18 protein-coding genes are annotated in these 18,456 nt (G+C 62.8%); 8 read left to right on the top strand and 10 right to left on the bottom strand.

Annotated features, from left to right (window positions below):
* The 5 genes from HBH1_RS22060 to HBH1_RS22040 all read right to left on the bottom strand — a co-directional run.
* Window positions 1–664 (bottom strand): NAD(P)/FAD-dependent oxidoreductase (locus tag HBH1_RS22060; protein ID WP_146012882.1); only part of this gene is annotated, 664 nt, incomplete at its 3' end.
* Window positions 665–668: 4 nt separating this feature from the next.
* Window positions 669–1,604 (bottom strand): electron transfer flavoprotein subunit alpha/FixB family protein, encoded by a 936-nt coding sequence (locus HBH1_RS22055; protein WP_102664379.1) that lies wholly within the window; start codon window positions 1,602–1,604, stop codon window positions 669–671.
* A 9-nt stretch (window positions 1,605–1,613) separates the two neighbouring features.
* Complete coding sequence (locus tag HBH1_RS22050; protein ID WP_102664378.1) at window positions 1,614–2,363, bottom strand: electron transfer flavoprotein subunit beta/FixA family protein; 750 nt, start codon at window positions 2,361–2,363, stop codon at window positions 1,614–1,616.
* A 73-nt stretch (window positions 2,364–2,436) separates the two neighbouring features.
* On the bottom strand, window positions 2,437–3,012 hold the full coding sequence (locus HBH1_RS22045; protein WP_102664377.1) for a HutD/Ves family protein: 576 nt from the start codon (window positions 3,010–3,012) through the stop codon (window positions 2,437–2,439).
* Window positions 3,013–3,026: 14 nt separating this feature from the next.
* Complete coding sequence (locus HBH1_RS22040; protein ID WP_102664376.1) at window positions 3,027–4,211, bottom strand: NAD(P)/FAD-dependent oxidoreductase; 1,185 nt, start codon at window positions 4,209–4,211, stop codon at window positions 3,027–3,029.
* A gap of 208 nt (window positions 4,212–4,419) precedes the next feature.
* Here HBH1_RS22040 and HBH1_RS22035 point away from each other — a divergent pair, with 208 nt between their 5' ends.
* The 4 genes from HBH1_RS22035 to HBH1_RS22020 all read left to right on the top strand — a co-directional run bounded on the left by HBH1_RS22035 (window position 4,420) and on the right by HBH1_RS22020 (window position 8,441).
* Window positions 4,420–5,391: a LysR family transcriptional regulator gene (locus HBH1_RS22035; protein ID WP_006465358.1), complete on the top strand. Its 972-nt coding sequence runs from the start codon at window positions 4,420–4,422 to the stop codon at window positions 5,389–5,391.
* A gap of 477 nt (window positions 5,392–5,868) precedes the next feature.
* The gene (locus HBH1_RS22030; protein WP_102664375.1) at window positions 5,869–6,870 is read left to right on the top strand and encodes an ABC transporter substrate-binding protein; all 1,002 of its coding nucleotides are present in this window, start codon (window positions 5,869–5,871) and stop codon (window positions 6,868–6,870) included.
* A 15-nt stretch (window positions 6,871–6,885) separates the two neighbouring features.
* On the top strand, window positions 6,886–7,653 hold the full coding sequence (locus tag HBH1_RS22025) for an ABC transporter permease (RefSeq protein WP_102664374.1): 768 nt from the start codon (window positions 6,886–6,888) through the stop codon (window positions 7,651–7,653).
* Window positions 7,654–7,676: 23 nt separating this feature from the next.
* The gene (locus HBH1_RS22020; protein WP_102664385.1) at window positions 7,677–8,441 is read left to right on the top strand and encodes an ABC transporter ATP-binding protein; all 765 of its coding nucleotides are present in this window, start codon (window positions 7,677–7,679) and stop codon (window positions 8,439–8,441) included.
* 79 nt (window positions 8,442–8,520) lie between these two features.
* On the opposite strand, the gene HBH1_RS22015 is transcribed toward HBH1_RS22020, so the two are convergent.
* From HBH1_RS22015 to HBH1_RS21995, 5 genes are all read right to left on the bottom strand, one after another.
* Entirely contained in the window at window positions 8,521–9,243 is a 723-nt protein-coding gene (locus HBH1_RS22015) for an amino acid ABC transporter ATP-binding protein (protein ID WP_006465353.1), read from the bottom strand.
* Window positions 9,244–9,251: 8 nt separating this feature from the next.
* Window positions 9,252–10,004 (bottom strand): amino acid ABC transporter permease, encoded by a 753-nt coding sequence (locus HBH1_RS22010; protein ID WP_102664373.1) that lies wholly within the window; start codon window positions 10,002–10,004, stop codon window positions 9,252–9,254.
* A 137-nt stretch (window positions 10,005–10,141) separates the two neighbouring features.
* Window positions 10,142–10,921, bottom strand: coding sequence for a basic amino acid ABC transporter substrate-binding protein (locus HBH1_RS22005; protein WP_102664372.1), 780 nt, complete (start codon window positions 10,919–10,921; stop codon window positions 10,142–10,144).
* A gap of 256 nt (window positions 10,922–11,177) precedes the next feature.
* Entirely contained in the window at window positions 11,178–12,104 is a 927-nt protein-coding gene (gene rocF, locus HBH1_RS22000; RefSeq protein WP_102664371.1) for an arginase, read from the bottom strand.
* Between the two features lie 190 nt (window positions 12,105–12,294).
* Window positions 12,295–14,196, bottom strand: a complete 1,902-nt coding sequence (locus HBH1_RS21995) for a potassium transporter Kup (protein WP_102664370.1) — start codon at window positions 14,194–14,196, stop codon at window positions 12,295–12,297.
* Window positions 14,197–14,648: 452 nt separating this feature from the next.
* Between HBH1_RS21995 and HBH1_RS21985 the strand changes: the two genes are divergently transcribed.
* From HBH1_RS21985 to HBH1_RS21970, 4 genes are all read left to right on the top strand, one after another.
* The gene (locus HBH1_RS21985) at window positions 14,649–15,689 is read left to right on the top strand and encodes an ABC transporter substrate-binding protein (RefSeq protein WP_102664368.1); all 1,041 of its coding nucleotides are present in this window, start codon (window positions 14,649–14,651) and stop codon (window positions 15,687–15,689) included.
* Window positions 15,690–15,780: 91 nt separating this feature from the next.
* Window positions 15,781–16,716, top strand: a complete 936-nt coding sequence (locus tag HBH1_RS21980) for an ABC transporter substrate-binding protein (RefSeq protein ID WP_102664384.1) — start codon at window positions 15,781–15,783, stop codon at window positions 16,714–16,716.
* On the top strand, window positions 16,697–17,560 hold the full coding sequence (locus HBH1_RS21975; RefSeq protein ID WP_077236514.1) for an ABC transporter ATP-binding protein: 864 nt from the start codon (window positions 16,697–16,699) through the stop codon (window positions 17,558–17,560). The genes HBH1_RS21980 and HBH1_RS21975 overlap by 20 nt, the downstream gene beginning before the upstream one ends.
* Before the next feature lie 8 nt (window positions 17,561–17,568).
* The gene (locus HBH1_RS21970) at window positions 17,569–18,435 is read left to right on the top strand and encodes an ABC transporter permease (RefSeq protein WP_102664367.1); all 867 of its coding nucleotides are present in this window, start codon (window positions 17,569–17,571) and stop codon (window positions 18,433–18,435) included.
* Window positions 18,436–18,456 lie beyond the last annotated feature (21 nt).

Raw genomic sequence — 18,456 nt, 5'->3', positions numbered from 1 at the left:
CATAGGTCTGCGGATCGCGGCCGGCATCCAGCTTGTATTTCGCGATCAACTGCTTGCCCAGGTGGCCGCGCGCACCTTCGGCGAAGAAGGTGTATTTGGCGTGCAGTTCCATGCCCAGCTGGAATTCGGGACCGGGTTCGCCCTCCTTGTTGATGCCCATGTTGCCAGTAGCTACGCCCTTGACCGAGCCATCCTCGTGGTAGAGCACTTCGGCAGCGGGGAAGCCCGGGAAGATTTCCACGCCCAGCGCTTCGGCCTGCTGGCCCAGCCAGCGCGTGACGTTGGAGAGCGAAATCACGTAGTTGCCATGGTTCTGGAAGCAGGTGGGGAGCAACCAGTTCGGCGTCTTGTAGGCCTTGTCGGCCGAGAGGAAGAGGAAGCGGTCTTCGGTCACCGGCGTGTTCAGTGGCGCGCCTTGCTCCTTCCAGTCAGGGATCAGCTCGCTCAGCGCACGCGGGTCCATCACAGCGCCTGAGAGGATATGGGCGCCGACTTCGCTGCCTTTTTCCAGCACGCAGACCGAGACCTCGCGATGTTGCTGGGTAGCCAGTTGCTTGAGGCGGATTGCTGCCGACAGCCCGGCTGGACCGCCGCCGACGATGACCACGTCGTATTCCATGGATTCGCGAGGGCCGTATTGTGCGAGCACGTTCTGCATCGTCATCGCCTTATCCCAGTTGCGCAACCAGTTCAGGCAATACCTCGAAGAGATCTCCCACCAGGCCATAATCGGCAACCGAGAAGATCGGTGCGTCGGCATCCTTGTTGATCGCCACAATGACCTTCGAATCCTTCATCCCCGCCAGATGCTGAATCGCGCCCGAGATCCCGACGGCGATGTACAGCTCCGGCGCCACCACCTTGCCAGTCTGGCCGATCTGGTAATCGTTGGGCACATAGCCGGCATCCACTGCCGCACGCGACGCACCCAGCGCCGCGTTGAGCTTGTCGGCCAGCGGCTCGAGCAGCGCCGCGTAGTGCGCGCCGGAACCGAGACCACGTCCTCCGGATACCACGATCCTTGCCGACGCCAGCTCCGGCCGGTCTGACGCAATGGTCTGTCGCGAGATCAGCCGCGAAAGACCTGTATCTTCCACGGCGGCGATTGTCTCGATGAGGGCCTGTCCTCCTTCGAGGGGCGCTGCCTCGAAGGCAGTAGCACGCACCGAAATTACCTTGATGGGATCGGAAGACCTGACGGTGGCAATCACGTTGCCCGCGTAGATCGGCCGCTCGAAGGTGTGCGCATCCACCACCCTGGTGATTTCCGATACCTGCGCCACGTCCAGCAATGCCGCCACCCGTGGCAGGACATTCTTGCCGGTCGCTGTCGCCGTCGCCATGACGTGGGAAAATGCCCCGGCCAACGTGACCACCTGCGCCGCCACGTTCTCTGCCAGGCCATCGGCGAAACAGGGCGCGTCTGCTACCAGCACCCGCGCCACACCGGCCACCTTCGCGGCCGCCTGGGCCACAGGTCCGCACTGCCAGCCGCAGACCAGCAAGGTAATGTTGCGAGCGCATTCCCCGGCCGCTGTCACTGCATGCAGGGTGGCGTTCTTGAGTGATTGGTTATCGTGTTCGGCAATGATCAGCACTGACATGGATATTCCTCAGATGACGTTGGCTTCATTTTTCAGCTTGGCGACCAGAGCGGCGACATCCGCCAGCCTGACCCCAGCGCTGCGAGCAGGCGGTTCTGCCACCTTCAGGGTAGTCAGCCCGACCGCAACGTCGATCTCCAGCGCCTGGGGAGTGAGCACCTCCAGCGGCTTCTTCTTGGCCTTCATGATGTTGGGCAGGGTGACGTAGCGCGGCTCATTCAACCGCAAGTCGGTCGTGATTACCGCGGGCAGCTTCAGGGCGATGGTCTCCTGGCCGCCATCCACTTCGCGTGTGGCAATGACTTCATCTCCGGCCACTTGCAGCTGGGAGGCGAAGGTAGCCTGCGGCATGCCCGCCAACGCTGCCAGCATCTGGCCCGTCTGATTGCTGTCATCATCGATGGCCTGCTTGCCGACCACCACCAGGCGCGGCTGTTCCCGCATGAACACTGCCTGCAACAGCTTGGCTACGGCCAAGGGCTGCAGCTCTTGCGCGCACTCCACCAGAATGCCGCGATCGGCACCGATGGCCATGGCCGTACGCAAGGTCTCCTGACAGGCAGCCGGGCCACAGGAAACGGCCACCACCTCCGTGGCCACTCCAGCTTCCTTCAGGCGCACGGCAGCTTCCACCGCGATTTCATCGAAGGGATTCATACTCATCTTGACGGCACCGATATCGACTCCCGAGCCGTCCGACTTGACCCTTACCTTGACATTGAAATCGACCACCCGTTTGACTGCGACTAGTATTTTCATGGCTTCGTATCTGCCTCATAAGAAATGTAACCAGGCGATGCGCGGAGCATGGACGATCCGGCATCCGACCTGATCAGATGGAATGAACCAGCGCCAGTACCGCGCTGGCATCGGCTTCCAGTGGCTGCATCAGGCATCCGCCGTTCCCCTCGTCCCAGGCCAGCTGCCCAACACCAACGATGACGTCGCCCGACAGCTGCCAGCGCCCTGCTAGCGGCAGCAAGGCCCAGGCGGTCCCCGCATGGACCTGTCGCTGGCATTCGATCACCTGCAGTTCACCGCGCAAGACGGAACGACGCACCATCAGATTCAGGAAGCGCAGTTCCAGGCTGCCGGGCTTGCGGCGCGCATGCCAACGCGGTTCACCTGGAAAACTGACGGGCTGCAAGGGTCGCACCCACACTGGCTCGGCGCCATTGCTGACCAGACTGACCGCCCCGCTGCCCAGCAAGACGGCATGGCGCTGCATGCCGGCAAAGACCGAGAATTCGGCATCGGCGGAGATATCGGCCAGACTCAGGCGCCAGTCGGCAATAGCCGGCCCTGCGGACACCATGCCCGCCTCACGCGCACTGACCAGCGGGCGCGTCACGCCACCGCCGTTGCGCCAGGGCTCGGGCATCACTTCGTCGAGCAGGAGCAAATGCATGGCGACCTGCCCCCTCAGGACACCGCACCCGAACCGTATTTCCCCACCAGCAGTTTTCCGGTCGAGAATCGCTCGATCGAATACGGCGCCAGCGAGACCTCCGTGGGTAGCCCCAGAGCGCACTGCGCCAGCACTTGCCCGACCGCCGGCGACAGCTTGAAGCCGTGACCGGAGAAGCCGAATCCGGCGACCAGACCTTCCACGCCCGGCAACCGTCCCAGCACCGGATTCCAGTCCGGGGTGACGTCATAGACGCCGGTCCAGGAAGTCGCCAGCCCGGCCGTTTCGTAGCTGGGGAAGCGCTGCGCCACCTGCTCGCCAATCTCGACGATGGCGTCCAGGGACACGTCCCCCTGTTCCGTATCGGGCGTCGCCAGTGTTTCGCCCACCACCCCCTCGGAGACCAGCATCTGGGTCCCGCCATAGCTGCGTCCGTAGAGCATGCCCTGGGATGCCAGATCCTTGAAGACCGGCATCTGGAAGGTGTAGGCCTGCGGCCCCTCCAGTGCCAGCACCGTATGACGTTCCGGCCGCACCGGCAGTGTGAGCCCGGTCCATGCAGCCAGTTCAGGGGTCCAGATGTTCTGCGTGCTGATGACGATGTCGCTGAGGAAGCGCCCGGCACTGGTCTGCACACCGCTCACACGGCCGTTCTCGATAAGCAGCCGTTCTACGCTCACGCCCTCCTTTACCGTTACGCCCCGGCGCCGCGCGGCACGCGCAAACGAGGTAGCCACCAGGTAGGCGTCGGCGAAACCGGCCTCCGGTTCGAAACTGATCAGCGCTGCGTCGTCGAAGCGGGCAATGGGCAGCAGCTCGGCAGCCTGCCTGGCATCCAGATACTGCAAGGCAATGCCCTGCGCCTGCTGTCCCTGCAGCGAGGCACGCAGGGGAGCGAGCTTGTCATCATCCGCGGCCCAGATCATGTAGCCGCATTTGACCAGACCGCAGGAAGCCTCCTCATCCTCGACATAGGCCGGGAAATTGTTGAACGTATCCCACGACAACTGCGCCAGCGTGACATTTTCCTGGACCGAATAGTGGGTCCGCAGAATGCCCGAGGACTGCGATGTCGTACCCTCGCCGACGGTCTTGCGATCCAGAACGAGGACCTTGCGCGCGCCCAGCCGGGCCAGATGGAAAGCGGTGGAAGTACCAATCACGCCGGCACCGATCACGATGGCGTCGTAAGCATTCATTGCAGGGTTCATAGCATCCTCTTCGATCAGAATGGCATGCAGTGTCACCCGAAAAAAACGACAATCGCGGCAGCATTAGACAAACTAATGTTTTGAAGAAGTGGGCATTATCATCACGCACCATGTGGCGCTTTCGCTCCATGATCTCCCTGCACAACTGCCAGAGCAGTAACCGGCGACTGCCTGTTTTCTCCGAAAGGACCGCTTCATGCCCGACATGCCATTCGACCTGCACGCCCTCCAGGCTTTCGTCGCCGTCTGCGAAGGCGGCTCCATGATCGAAGCCGCCCGTAAGCTGGGCGTGACGCAAAGTGCCATCAGCCAGTTGATCAAGTCACTGGAAACCCAAAGCGGCATGGTGTTGCTGGACAGGGAGTTTCGCCCTTCCCGCCCGACGGCGGCCGGCCGCCTGCTCATGGAACTGGCGCAGGACCTGCTGGAGCACGCGCAGCGCGTCAATGAGCGCCTGATCGACGCTTCCCGCTCGGAGGTGGCGCAGATCCGCCTGGGCGGCGTGGATTCATTCTCCGCCACCGTGGGCCCGATACTGGTCCAGGCCATCGCCAAAGGCGCGCGACAGATATCACTTTGGTCGGGACTGACGCCTATTCTTTCGGAACAGCTGCAGCGACGTGAGCTCGATCTGGCCGTATGCACCGAATCGACAGTCAACGACCTGCGCATCGAACAACGCCTGCTGTTCTCCGAATGCTTCGTGGCGGTGATTCCCAGAAGCGTGGCCGAGCGGCATGCCGATGCCGGTCACGATTACCAGGCAGCCCTGCAAAGCCTTCCCCTGCTGCGCTATACGCGCCGCTCGGTCATCGGCCAGCAGATCGAACGCTACCTGCGGCACATCAAGCTCGATGCCCCGCGTCGCCTGGAGTTCGATGCCACCGACCCGATGCTCAACCTGGTCGCCTGGGGCATGGGTTATGCGGTCACCACGCCATTGTGCCTGTGGCAATCACGTCATTGCCTGCCGGACGTGGTGCTGGTGCCGCTGCCGCCCAGCCAGCTGGGTCGCCGCAACTTCTTCCTGCTCTCGCGCGAGGGCGAATGGAACAGCCTGGCCGAGGAAATCTCGGCACTCACCCGCCAGGCACTGCAAGACAAGATCTCCCCTGCCATCCGCAAATCCTTGCCGGGCTTGCCCAAGGACGCGTTTTCCTGGAAGTAGGCCGCCAATGGCCGCCTCAAGAACGGCCTGACTGGCACAGTCACGCACCACAGATGCAAATGTGCCAGTCGCTCTACACGGATGAGCAGGCAGCCATTAGCTCCCCGTAAGACAGATGATCGAAGCCGCCATCCAGCCTGCAGACGCTGGACGCGCACGCCCGGTGGCCATGAGCGCTTTTTGTGCAGCGCGTACCCACCATGCACGGCGGCGAGGCGCGGGCGCACCGCTGCGGCGCAGCTAGATTAGTGCTGAAGATAGTTTGTATTAGTTTTTCTTAAGCGGACCTGACTGCCGTCACGAATCAGTAATATCGACGCTGCCACATCACCTGCGGGGGCCCGCCGTCGCTGCTATTGACCAGCACAGCGGGAAGGACCAGGGCATGGCGGCGACGCAAGCAGGTCAGACGACTGCTCGAGCCGCGTCTGAAGTGGTCCATCAAGAGATTTCACATCCAATCTGAAGGAGCAAGCAATGAACCAGAATCGACGCAGGGTCATGAAGCAGGTCATCACGCTGGCCGCCGCCGGCGCTGCCGGCTTCCCCCTCGCGGCAGGCGCCGCCGCACCGACCGTGATCAACTACGGCGGCTCGGCATGGCTGGGCCACTACTCGGCCTACATCGCCATGAAAACCGGCCTGATGGCCAAACATGGCATCGATCTGCGCTGGCAAGCTTTCTCCACCTCCTCCGCCCGCATGGCTGCGGTGATGGCCGGCAACGTCGACATCGCCGGCACCGGCGTGGTCTCGGCGCTGGCGCTCATGGCCAGCGGCGCCCGTCAGTTCCAGCTGATTGCCACGCCCAACAACTTTGGCCGCGCCGAAGGTCTGCTGGTGCGTGATGGCATCAAGGAGCTGGCCGACCTCAAGGGCAAGAAAATTGGCGTGACCTATGCCTCCAGCGCCCATGTACTGCTGCTGGATGTCCTCTCGCAGGCCGGCATCAATCCCGACAAGGATGTCGCGATCATCAACCTGCCCGCCACGGAGCTGCTCACCGCCTACAAGGCCAACCAGATCGATGCCGCCGCAGCCTGGACCCCGACCTTCGACCGCATCCGCGCCCTGCCCGGTACCAGGATGCTGTTCGACGACAGCGCCTTCTCGCTCTACAAAAGCTACAAGATGTCGCCCGGCCCCGATGTCCTGCTGACCCGCAGCAGCTTCGGCAAGGACAATCCGGCAGCCGTGAAGGGCTTCATGCAAGCCATCTTCGAGGCCAATGCCATGCTCACGCAAAAGCCCGAGGAAGCCGCCCGCGTCCTGCTTGAACTGACCTCGCTGTCGATGGAAGAGCAACTCGGCGTCATCAAGCAGACCGAGTGGTTCACCCTGGCCGACCAGAAGGCATTGATGAGTGACCCGGGCAACTTCATCGTGGGTCTGCAAAAGCTGGCCGAGATGCTGGTCAAGCTCAAGCAGGTCGATTCCATGCCGCAGGTGCGTCAGTGGGTCAACACCACCTACCTCTGAGGCCGGCGCATGCTTATGAAGAAAGAATGGTTCACCGGCGGGGCGCTGATCACCCTGTCGGCGGTTTCGCTGGTGACCTTCCTGCTGGTGTGGGAAGGCATATGCCGGGCCGGTATCGTGGATGCGGTATTCCTGCCGGCGCCCTCGCAGATCCTGGCCCGCGCCCTGCGGATGTGGGAGCAGGACACATTGATCATCAACATCCTGGCCTCGGCGCGGCGCGTGATGGTGGGCTTCCTGGCCGCAGTGGTGGTCTCCATCCCGTTAGGGATCATGCTGGGAACTTCGAAGATCGCACGCGCTGTCTTCGATCCTATCCTGTCGTTCCTCAGGCCGTTGCCATCGATGAGCTGGATTCCGCTCACCTTGCTGTGGTTCGGCATCACGGAGACGCAGAAGTACAGCATCGTCTTCATGGGCGCAGTGACACCCGCCCTGCTGTACGTGATCGAAGCCACGCAGGGCATCGATCCACTGCTCATCCGCGCAGCCCGCAACCTGGGCGCCAATCGCTGGCAGGTAATGCGCGAAGTCATCCTGCCCGGCTGCATGCCCCAGATCCTGTCAGGCATGAAGGTGATCCTTGGCCTGTCGTGGACCTGCGTGATCTCAGCGGAACTGGTGGCGGCCAAGGAGGGGCTGGGCTTCATGATCATGAATGGCAAGGAATTCTTCCAGACCGACACCGTGGTACTCGGTATGGTGCTCATCAGCTTTACCGTATTGATTACGGACATCGTCTTCCGACTGATCCAAAGGAGCGTGCTGTCATGGCAGAAATGAAGAACCCGCCCAAGGCAGGCCCGATGATCGAATTTCGCGGCACGGGGAAGTCGTTCGGAGACCTGAAGGTGCTCCAGCAGGTGGACCTGCAGGTGGCCCAGGGTGAATTCCTGGTGCTGTTGGGAGCCTCCGGATGCGGCAAGTCCACCATGCTCAACCTGGTCTCCGGCTTCGAACGTGCCAGCACCGGTAGCGTCTGGGTCAACGGAAGAGAGGTCAAGGATGTCGACCCGGCCTGCGGCATGGTATTCCAGCAGTACGCGCTGTTCCCCTGGAAGACCGTTCGCGAAAACGTCGAGTTCGGCCTGAAGATGAGAGGTGTATCGCGGGCCGAGCGTGCCAGGGTTGCACAGCATTACATCGAGATGGTCGGACTCAAGGGCTTCGAGGACAGCTTTCCCAACAAGCTTTCCGGAGGCATGAAGCAGCGGGTCTCGATTGCACGGGTACTGGCCAACGATCCGGATGTGATGCTTTTCGACGAACCATTTGCGGCGCTGGACGCCATGACACGCCAGGTGCTGCAAGAGCAGTTGCTGCAGATCTACGAAAAAAGCGGCAAGACCATCATTTTCATCACGCACTCCATCGACGAAGCGCTGATGCTGTCTACACGCATGGTGGTCATGGGTGCCAAGCCGGGGCGCGTCGTGCAGGACATCGACAATGACCTGCCGCATCCACGTACGGCCGACGTCCAGCTGTCATCCCGCTATATCGAACTGAAACGCTCGATCTGGGAGACGGTCCAGGTGGAAGTGATGAAAGGCCTGGAAGGCGTCAAGTAGATCCGTTCTTGCCGGTAGCGTCGTCGGACTGGAGAGAACTCCAGCCCGACGGACAATCTCTGCAGGGCAGAGCAAGGGGCTATAACACCTTGCGCAGGAAGTCCCGCGTACGCTCATGATGGGGGTCACCCAGCACCTGCTGCGGTGGCCCCTCTTCCATGATCACGCCCTGGTCGATGAAGAAGACGCGGTCTGCCACCTCACGGGCAAAGCCCATCTCGTGCGTGACCACCACCATGGTCATGCCCTCTTCGGCCAGCTGCTTCATCACGCTCAGCACCTCGCCCACCAGTTCCGGGTCCAGTGCCGAGGTCGGCTCGTCGAACAGCATCACCTTGGGTTCCATCGCCAGCGCACGGGCAATCGCCACGCGCTGTTGCTGGCCACCCGAGAGCTGGTTGGGGAAGGCATCGATCTTGTCCAGCAGACCCACCTTCTGCAACAGCTTCTCGGCCACCAGCACCGCCTCGCGGCGCGACAGGCTCTTCACCTGCATCGGTGCCATGATCAGGTTTTCCAACACCGTCATGTGCGGGAACAGGTTGAAGCGCTGGAACACCATGCCCAGGCGGGCGCGCAATGCATTGAGATCGACCCTGGGATCGTTGAGCTTGATGCCTTCGATGAAGATATCGCCGTCGCTGACCTCCTCCAGACCATTGAGGCAGCGCAGGAAGGTACTCTTGCCCGAGCCCGAAGGCCCGATCACGCAGACCACTTCGCCGGCCCTGATCTCGCAGTCGATACCGCGCAGGATATGCGCCTGGCCGAAGCGCTTCTGGAGTTGATTGACCTTGATCATCGTCGTGCTCATCGTGCATCCCCCTTGCCGTAACGGGCTTCCAGGTGGCGCACCAGCGCCGACAGGGCCAGCGTGATGACCCAGTAGATCACCGAGATGGTGAGGTAAGGCTCCCAGTAGCGCGCATAGGCACCGGACACGGTGCGTGCCGCATAGGCCAGTTCGGCCAGGCCGATGGCCGAGGCCAGCGAGGAATCCTTGACGATGGCAATCGCATTGTTGCCCAGCGGCGGCAGCATGCGGCGGAAGGCCTGGGGCAGTACGACCTTGCGCAGCGTGGCCATGTAGGTCATGCCCAGCGAACGCGAGGCCTCGCTCTGGCCACGGTCGATGGACTGGATGCCGGCGCGGAAGATCTCCGACACATACGCCCCAGAGTTGAGGGTGATGGCCAGCACCGCCGAGGCGAAGGCGCCGTAGTGCGAGCGGATCTCGCGGGCCAGGTCACCGGAGAGGATCAAGCCGCCGCTGGGGTTGATCAGCATCGGCATGAGCGCAAAGTGGATCAGCAGGATCTGCACGAACAGCGGCGTGCCGCGCAGGAAGCTGACGTAGAAGCGGATCGGCCACTGCACGCAGTAGCACAGGAAATATTTCCAGAAACCATGGCGAGCCTCGGCCAGGCGGCCGACGCCCAGCACCAGGCCCCAGCAGGTACCGGCGATGACGCAGATGATCGCGGCCTTGAGGGTCATCCAGGTGCCTTCGACGAACAGGGGCAGGTATTCGCCGATGATTTCCCATTGGAAGAAGGAATTCATGATGAGGTCCGTTCAAACGGAGGAGTTGAGCAGAGGAAGCGGACCGCCGACATTGCGTGGGCGCAGTGTGGCGGCCGTGATCGGGCAGATCAGACAGGCGGTGCGCATGCAGGATCGTGCAGGCGCACCGGGAGTGCTTACTTCAGCGGCAGGGTCGGTACTTCGCCATCGAACCAGGTCTTGTAGATCTTGGCGTAGGTGCCATCGGCCACGATCTTGGTCAGGCCGGCGTTGATCTTGTCCAGCAGTTCCTTGTTGCCCTTCTTGACGGCGATACCGAAGTACTGGCGCACGAACTTGGTGTCGCCCACCACCTTGAACTTCTTCTCGGGATGGCTCTTGATGTAGAACTTGATGACGCCGACGTCGCCCACGGCGGCGTCCACGCCACCGCGATACAGTTCTTCCAGCATCAGCACGGTGTTGTCGAAGCGGTGGATGGCGGTGCTGGACTTGCCCAGTTCCTCGGAGACCACGATGTCACCGGCGGTGGAATTGACCACGGCCACCTGGGTCTTCTTCAGGTCGGCCAGCGAAGCGATCTTGGCATCGGCATTGGTGATGATGACCTGCTCGGCGGGGAAATACGGCAGCGAGAAGTCCACCATCTGGGCGCGCTTGTCGGTGATGGTGATGCCGGAGATGATGATGTCGCGGTCACCCTGGCCGAGGGTGGCGAAGATGCCTTCCCAGGGCGTGCTCACCAGCTGGATCTTGAAGTTGGAGGCTTGCGAGATGGCCTTGATCAGGTCGATGTCGAAGCCGACCAGTTCCTTCTTCGGGGTTTCGAATTCGAAGGGACGATAGGTACCGCCGGCACCGACCACGTAGGTCTGGTCGGCAGCCAGGGTGCTGCCGGCAGCACAGGACAGGGCCAGCGCGCTGGCGGCAACGGTGAAGAATTTCTTGAACGACATGGGGACCTTCTTTCTGACGGAAAAATGGGCCGCGCCACCCGCAGGCAGAGGCAAGTTGGAGCAGGCGCGGCAGACTGGCGTTTCCTGGCGGGCGGGAATGCGTGGGTAAAACCCGCACTGGCCCGCCGGAAGCGGAAAAACCCTGAATAATCCGGCATTCGCCGCAATCCTTCAACCTCAAATTGCAAGCCTGTCGCAAAGCCTCTGCAAATATCGCCGCCCGTCACCGCCCCCTCGACGGCCATGTCAGCAGGCGTCAGTAGGGCCCTTCCGGCCGACGGATCAGGGTGGACTTGCCGAACAGGCTTTCCACCAGATCCACCACCAGCTCCGCGGTCTGGTTGCGCACGTCACAGGCCGGGTTCAGTTCCATTACGTCCAGCGAGGCCAGGCGGCCGGTGTCGGCGATCATTTCCATGCACAGTTGCGCTTCCCGGTAGGTGGGACCGCCGGGCACCGCAGTCCCCACCCCGGGCGCCAGGGCGCTATCCAGGAAATCCACATCGAAACTCACGTGCAGATGGGTATCAGGGCCGATACCGGCGAGGGCCTGCTCCATGGTCACGCGCATGCCGTGCTCGTCGATATGGCGCATGTCGTAGACGCGCACGCCCAGTTCCCGCAGATGGCGCTTTTCTTCGCGATCCACGCTGCGGATGCCGACCTGGCAGATCTGTTGCGGCTGCAAGGCCGGCACCTGGCCGCCGATGCCGGTCAACTCTGCCGGCCCCACGCCCAGCAGGCAGGCCACGGGCATGCCGTGGATATTGCCGGTCGGAGTGGACTGGCTGGTATTGGCATCGGCATGGGCATCCAGCCACAGCACGCGCAGGTCCTTGCCCTGCTCGCGGCAATGGCGCGCCACGGCGGCAATGGAGCCCACCGCCAGCGCATGGTCGCCGCCCATCAGCAGCGGCACTTCCCCCGCGCGCAGGCTATGCTCCACGGCCGCGTAGACGGTCTGGTTCCATTGCACCACCTGGTCCAGGTGACGCAGGCCCTGCACCGGTGGCTGTTGCGGATTGGCCGGACCGGCCAGGTCACCGCCATCGACCACCTCCAGTCCATGCTGCTGCAAGCCGCGCTGCAACTCGGCCACGCGCAAGGCCGCCGGCCCCATTGAGGCACCGCGCCGGCTTGCGCCCACATCGGTGGGGGCGCCCATCATCCTGATCTTGTTCATGGCTGTACCGCTCCTTACAGTGAAAACAGTGAATGACCGCTGCCTCGGGCGGCAGGGATCCTTGCGATTGTCCTACGATGGCCCTTCGACGTGCACAGGCCGCATGAATTCCGCCCGCCTGCCTGAGCACAAAGAAAAATGCCGTTCAGCGGTCAACTGAACGGCATCCTTGCAGCATCATCGCGGACGATCAGATCTCGACCTTGGTTCCCAGCTCCACCACCCGGTTGGCGGGGATGTGGAAGAAGTCCGAAGGCTTGGCACCGTTCTGGTACATCCACGCGAACAGGCGCTCGCGCCACAGCGACATGCCCAGGAGCTTGCTCGGCACCACCGTGTCGCGCGCCAGGAAGAAGGAGGTATCCATCAGGTCGAAGTGATGACCGAACTGCTGCTCGGTCAGGGTCATGACCTTCTGCACTTCCGGCGCTTCCTTGAAGCCGAAGGCCGCGCGCAGCAGGTAGACGTCGCCGCCCAGTTCCTTCATGGTCAGGCGCTCGCTGTCGGCCACGTAGGGGACGTCCCAGATGCTGATCTTCAGGAAGAACACCCGCTCATGCAGGATGCGGTTGTGCTTCAGGTTGTGCAGCAGCGCGACCGGCACGGTGGCGATGTTGCCCGTCATGAACACGGCCGTGCCACCGACCCGGTGCGGCGGATGGGCCAGCAGGCCCTCGATGAAGGGCTCGATGGGAATGCCGTCATCCTTGATGCGCATGCGCAGCAGCATGCGACCCGAATACCAGGTCATCAGCAGGAAGAAGGCCGCGCCGCCGATGACCAGCGGGAACCAGCCACCCTCGGTCAGCTTCAACAGGTTGGCGGCAAAGAAGGCCACATCGACGATCAGCAGGCAGGCAATGGTCAGCACCACCGCCGACGTGCGCCACTTCCAGATATGACGCATCACCACCCCCAGCAGCATGGTGGTGATGACCATGGTGGTGGTCACGGCCACGCCATAGGCGGCCGCCAGGTTGTCGGATTTCTTGAAGGCCAGCACCACGGCCACCACCACCACCAGCAACATCCAGTTGATCAGGGGGATGTAGATCTGGCCCTGTTCATCCTCGGAGGTATGCAGGATGCGCATGCGCGGCACGAAGCCCAGCAGGATGGCCTGGCTGGTCAGCGAGAACGCGCCCGAGATCACCGCCTGCGAGGCGATCACGGTGGCGCAGGTCGCCAGCAGCACCATGGGCAGCACCAGCGGATCGGGGATCATCAGGTAGAAGGGATTCTTGATCGCCTCCGGATTGGCGATCAGGTTGGCACCCTGGCCGAAATAATTGATCAGCAGCGAGGGCATGACAGTGAAGATCCACGCATAGCGGATCGGCTTGATGCCGAAGTGCCCCATGTCGGCATACAGCGCCTCCGCGCCGGTCAGCACCAGCACCACCGAACCCAGCACGATGAAGGCCTGCAGCGAGTGCTCGGCCATGAAATGCACGGCATAGTAGGGATTGATCGCCACCAGCACCTCCGGTGCCTTGACGATGTTGTAGATGCCCAGCAGCGCCAGCGACAGGAACCACAGGAACATCACCGGACCGAAGAAGCGCCCCACCACGCTGGTGCCATGGCGCTGGATCAGGAACAGGATCACCACGATCACCAGTGTGAGCGGGATCACCACATGCGTGGTGCTGGGCGCGGCGATTTCCAGCCCCTCCACCGCCGACAGCACCGAAATGGCCGGCGTGATGACCACGTCGCCATAGAACATGCAGGCCCCGAACACGCCCAGCATCATCAGCAGCTTGGCCCGCGGCGAGCCCGAGACGGCCGAGCGCAAGGACAGCGCCATCAGCGCCAGCACGCCGCCTTCGCCGTTGTTGTCGGCGCGCAGCACGAACATCACGTACTTGATGGTCACCACGATGGTGATGGCCCAGAACAGCATGGAGATGATGCCCAGCACCGCGCCCGGGGAAAAGGCGATGCCATGGTCGGGGCTGAAACATTCCTTGAGTGCGTACAGCGGGCTGGTACCGATGTCGCCGAACACCACGCCCAGCGCTGCCAGGGTAATCAAGTGGAATTTGGACGATCGGAGGGAAAGACTCGGATTGGTGTGAGATGAACTCATCTTGCTCCCTTGCTTCTTCAAATGGGTGCCGGCGGACAGGGTTCTGGCTTCGACAGGGCTTGCCAGGGAGGCAAGCGACGGTCTGTCCGGGCAGGACGCGTACTTTATCGCACTCTACCCGTGGTCGGCTCAAAATGCCGCCGGCGCCCACCCTGACGTTGCGCCCCAGCCTCTTCAAAAGCTTGTCGAACTTGACAGACGGGCCATGTCACGGTTCCTGAATGATCTGCCGGGAAACTCCGTATTTCCCGCGCAAACCCTTGCCGGACCAGGGATTGCGGCCTATACGGACGACGCATATGGATATGCGGTAATCGAGTTTTTCTTTCTCCCCTGCCCTTTATATACTCCGAACGAATAAAGAACCGCGCTTTTCCATCGTGACGGTTCTAAGCCATGACTTGTCAGCCCCTGCCGGATTCTCCGGCCCGCCATCCACGATACAGGACACCATGACCACCACCCTTTCTCCCCGGGGACGCCTGCGGCGTCTGTTGACCACTACCCTGGCCGGCGGCCTGGCGCTGACCCTGGCCACCGCACCCCTGTTGGCGCGCGCCGAAGGCCAACTGCGCATCGCCGAACAGTTCGGCATCGTCTATCTGCTGCTCAACGTGGCACAGGACCAGCAACTGATCGAGAAGCACGGCAAGGCGGCCGGTGTCGATATCAAGGTGGAATGGCTCAAGCTCTCCGGCGGTTCGGCCGTCAACGATGCCCTGCTGTCGGGTTCGGTGGATATCGCCGGCGCCGGCGTGGGGCCGCTGCTGACCATCTGGGACCGCACCCATGGCCGCCAGAACGTGCGTGGTGTCGCCTCGCTGGGCAACTTCCCCTACTACCTGGTGAGCAACAACCCCAAGGTCAAGACCATTGCCGACTTCGGCGACAAGGATCGCATCGCCGTGCCGGCCGTCGGTGTCTCGGTGCAGTCACGCGTGCTGCAGCTGGCCTCGGCCAAGCTGTGGGGTGACGCCCAGTACAACCGGCTGGACAAGCTCAGTATCGCCGTGCCGCATCCCGATGCCACCGCCGCCATCATCAGCGGCGGCACCGAGATCACCGGCCACTTCGGCAATCCGCCCTTCCAGGAACAGGAACTGGCGGGCAATCCGAATGCCCACATCGTGCTGAAGTCCTACGACGTGCTGGGTGGCCCATCCTCGGCCACGGTGCTGTACGCCACCGAGAAATTCCGCAAGGACAATCCCAAGACCTATGGCGCCTTCCTCGGCGCGCTGGAGGAGGCCGCCAGGTTCATCACCGCCAACCCCGAGAAGGCGGCCGATATCTACCTCAAGGTCAACAAGGGCAATACTGATCGCAAGCTGCTGCTGCAGATCATCACCAACCCCGAAGTGCAATTCAAGATCGCGCCGCAGAATACCTACGGCCTGGCCGAGTTCATGCACCGCGTGGGCGCCATCAAGAACAAGCCGGCCTCGGTGAAGGATTACTTCTTCGACGACGCCCACATCCAGGGAGGTAGCTGAGATGCGCCGCCCCCCCTTGTCCTCCATCTCGCCCAGATGGCTGGCGGTCCTCACCGCCGGTGTATTGGCCGCTGGGATATCGACCCAGGCCATGGCCGAAGGCAGCATCCGCATCGCCCAGCAATTCGGCATCGGCTACCTGATCCTGGACGTGGTACAGGACCAGAAGCTCATCGAGAAATACGGCAAGCAGGCCGGCCTGGACATCAAGGTCGAATGGACCAGCCTGTCCGGCGCCACCGGCATGAACGAGGCGCTGCTGGCCGGCGCCCTGGACGTGGTCTCGGCCGGCGCGCCACCGGCGCTGGTGCTGTGGGACCGCACACGCGGCCGCCAGAACGTCAAGGCCATCGCTTCCCTGGGCTCCATGCCCAACTACCTGCTGTCGAACAATCCCAACGTCAAGAGCATCAAGGACTTCAGCGACAAGGACCGTATCGCCGTGCCGGCCGCCGGGGTCGGCTTCCAGTCGCGCACGCTGCAGATCGAAACTGCCAAGGTCTTCGGGAAGGAAGACTTCAAGCGCTTCGACAGCATCAGCGTGAGCCTGCCGCACCCGGACGCCACGGCCGCCCTGATCGCCGGAGGTTCGGAAATCAACGCCCACTTCTCCAGCCCGCCCTTCCAGTACCAGGCCCTGGAAAACAAGAACGTGCACAAGGTGATCAGCTCCTACGACATCATGGGCGGCCCGGCGACCTTCAACGTGCTCTACACCACCCAGAAATTCCACGACGACAATCCCAAGACCTATCGCGCCTTCTACCAGGCACTGGTGGAGGCGGCAGACTTCGTGCGCAAAAACAAGGCCAAGGCGGCCGATACCTTCATCCGCGTGCAGAAGTCCAAGCTGGCACCGGAGTTCGTGCGCAAGATCGTCGAAGATCCGGAAATCCGTTTCACCGTCTCTCCCGAGCGCACCTTCGTCTATGCCGAAAAGCTGCATGAACTGGGCGTCCTGAAGAACCGCGCCAGCTCCTGGAAAGACTACTTCTTCGAGGAAGCGTATGCACAACCCGGCAGCTGAGACCGCCAGCGTGAGCGCCACGGCAAGCCTGCAACCCCTGCTGCAGGTGGACCGCGTGAGCCTGCAGTATCGCAGCGCCACGGCGGTGGTACAGGCCACGCACGAAGTCAGCTTCGACGTACATCCGGCTGACCGCTTCGTGCTGCTGGGGCCGTCTGGCTGCGGCAAGTCCAGCCTGCTGAAATCGGTGGCGGGCTTCCTGCCGCCGGCCGCCGGCGAGATCCGCCTGGAGGGCCGCACCGTGCGCCAGCCGGGACCTGACCGCATCGTGGTGTTCCAGGAATTCGACCAGCTGCCACCCTGGAAGACGGTGCTGCACAACGTGATGTTTCCGTTGCTGGCCTCGCGCACCCTGGGCAAGCGGGAAGCCGCCGAACGCGCCCGCCACTACCTCGACAAGGTCGGTCTGACACGCTTTGCGGATGCCTATCCGCATACGTTGTCCGGCGGCATGAAGGCGCGCGTGGCCATCGCCCGCGCCCTGGCGATGCAGCCCAAGATGCTGCTGATGGATGAACCCTTCGCCGCCCTCGACGCCCTGACCCGCCGCAAGATGCAGGAAGAACTGCTGGCGCTATGGGACGAAGTGCGTTTCACGCTGCTGTTCGTGACCCACTCCATCGAGGAGGCGCTGGTGGTCGGCAACCGCATCCTGTTGCTCTCGCCACACCCGGGCCGCGTACGCGCCGAGATCAACAGCCACCAGTACGACCTCTCCAGTTTGGGTGGGGTCGGCTTCCAGCAGACTGCGCAGCGCATCCACCGCCTGCTGTTCGACGAAGGTGGCGCCGCTGCCGCGCCCGAGCCCCGCATCAACTTCAGCGACGTCCGTTTCTCCTACTGAATAGCGCCATGCCCCAGACTCCCCCCATTCGCGACGAATACGAAGTTCCGCTGACGCCCTTGCCAGGCCTGGTACTGGAGCGCCATTTCACGCTGCCGCAACGCATCTGGCAACAAGGCTGGGTGCGCAAGGGCGCCATCCTGCTGCTGTTGGCGCTGGTCTGGGAAGCCGTTGCCCGCTGGCAGAACAACGACCTGCTGCTGCCGACCTTCCTGCAGACGGCGCAAGCCTTTGCCGAGGGCATCCGCAGCGGTGAGCTGTTCGGCAAGACCTGGCTGTCGCTGCAGGTCTTGCTCAAGGCCTATGTGCTGGGGATCGTCGCCGCCTTCGTGCTGACCACGCTGGCCGTGTCCACCCAGTTCGGACGTGATCTGCTGGGCAGCCTGACCTCGATGTTCAATCCGCTCCCGGCCATCGCCCTGCTCCCCATTGCCCTGCTGTGGTTCGGCCTGGGGGAAGGCAGCCTGATCTTCGTGCTGGTGCATTCGGTGCTGTGGGCGCTGGCAGTGAATACCTATGCGGGCTTCCTGGGGGTATCGGACACCCTGCGCATGGCCGGCCGCAACTACGGCCTGCGCGGACTGGGCTTCGTGCTGCAGGTACTGGTGCCGGCGGCCCTGCCCTCCATCCTGGCGGGCCTGCGCATCGGCTGGGCCTTCGCCTGGCGCACGCTGATCGCGGCCGAACTGGTATTCGGCGCCACCAGCGGCAAGGGCGGCCTGGGCTGGTACATCTTCCAGAACCGCAACGAGCTCTACACCGACAAGGTCTTCGCCGGACTGGCCATGGTGATCCTGATCGGCTTGCTGGTGGAAAACCTGGTCTTCAATACCCTGGAGCGGGCGACCGTGAAGAAATGGGGCATGCAGCGCTGAAGCGCCACATTCCCCGTAATT

The organism is Herbaspirillum sp. BH-1, from assembly GCF_002870055.1.
Classification (GTDB): domain Bacteria; phylum Pseudomonadota; class Gammaproteobacteria; order Burkholderiales; family Burkholderiaceae_D; genus Herbaspirillum; species Herbaspirillum frisingense.
This window is presented reverse-complemented; position numbering and strand designations above follow the sequence as displayed.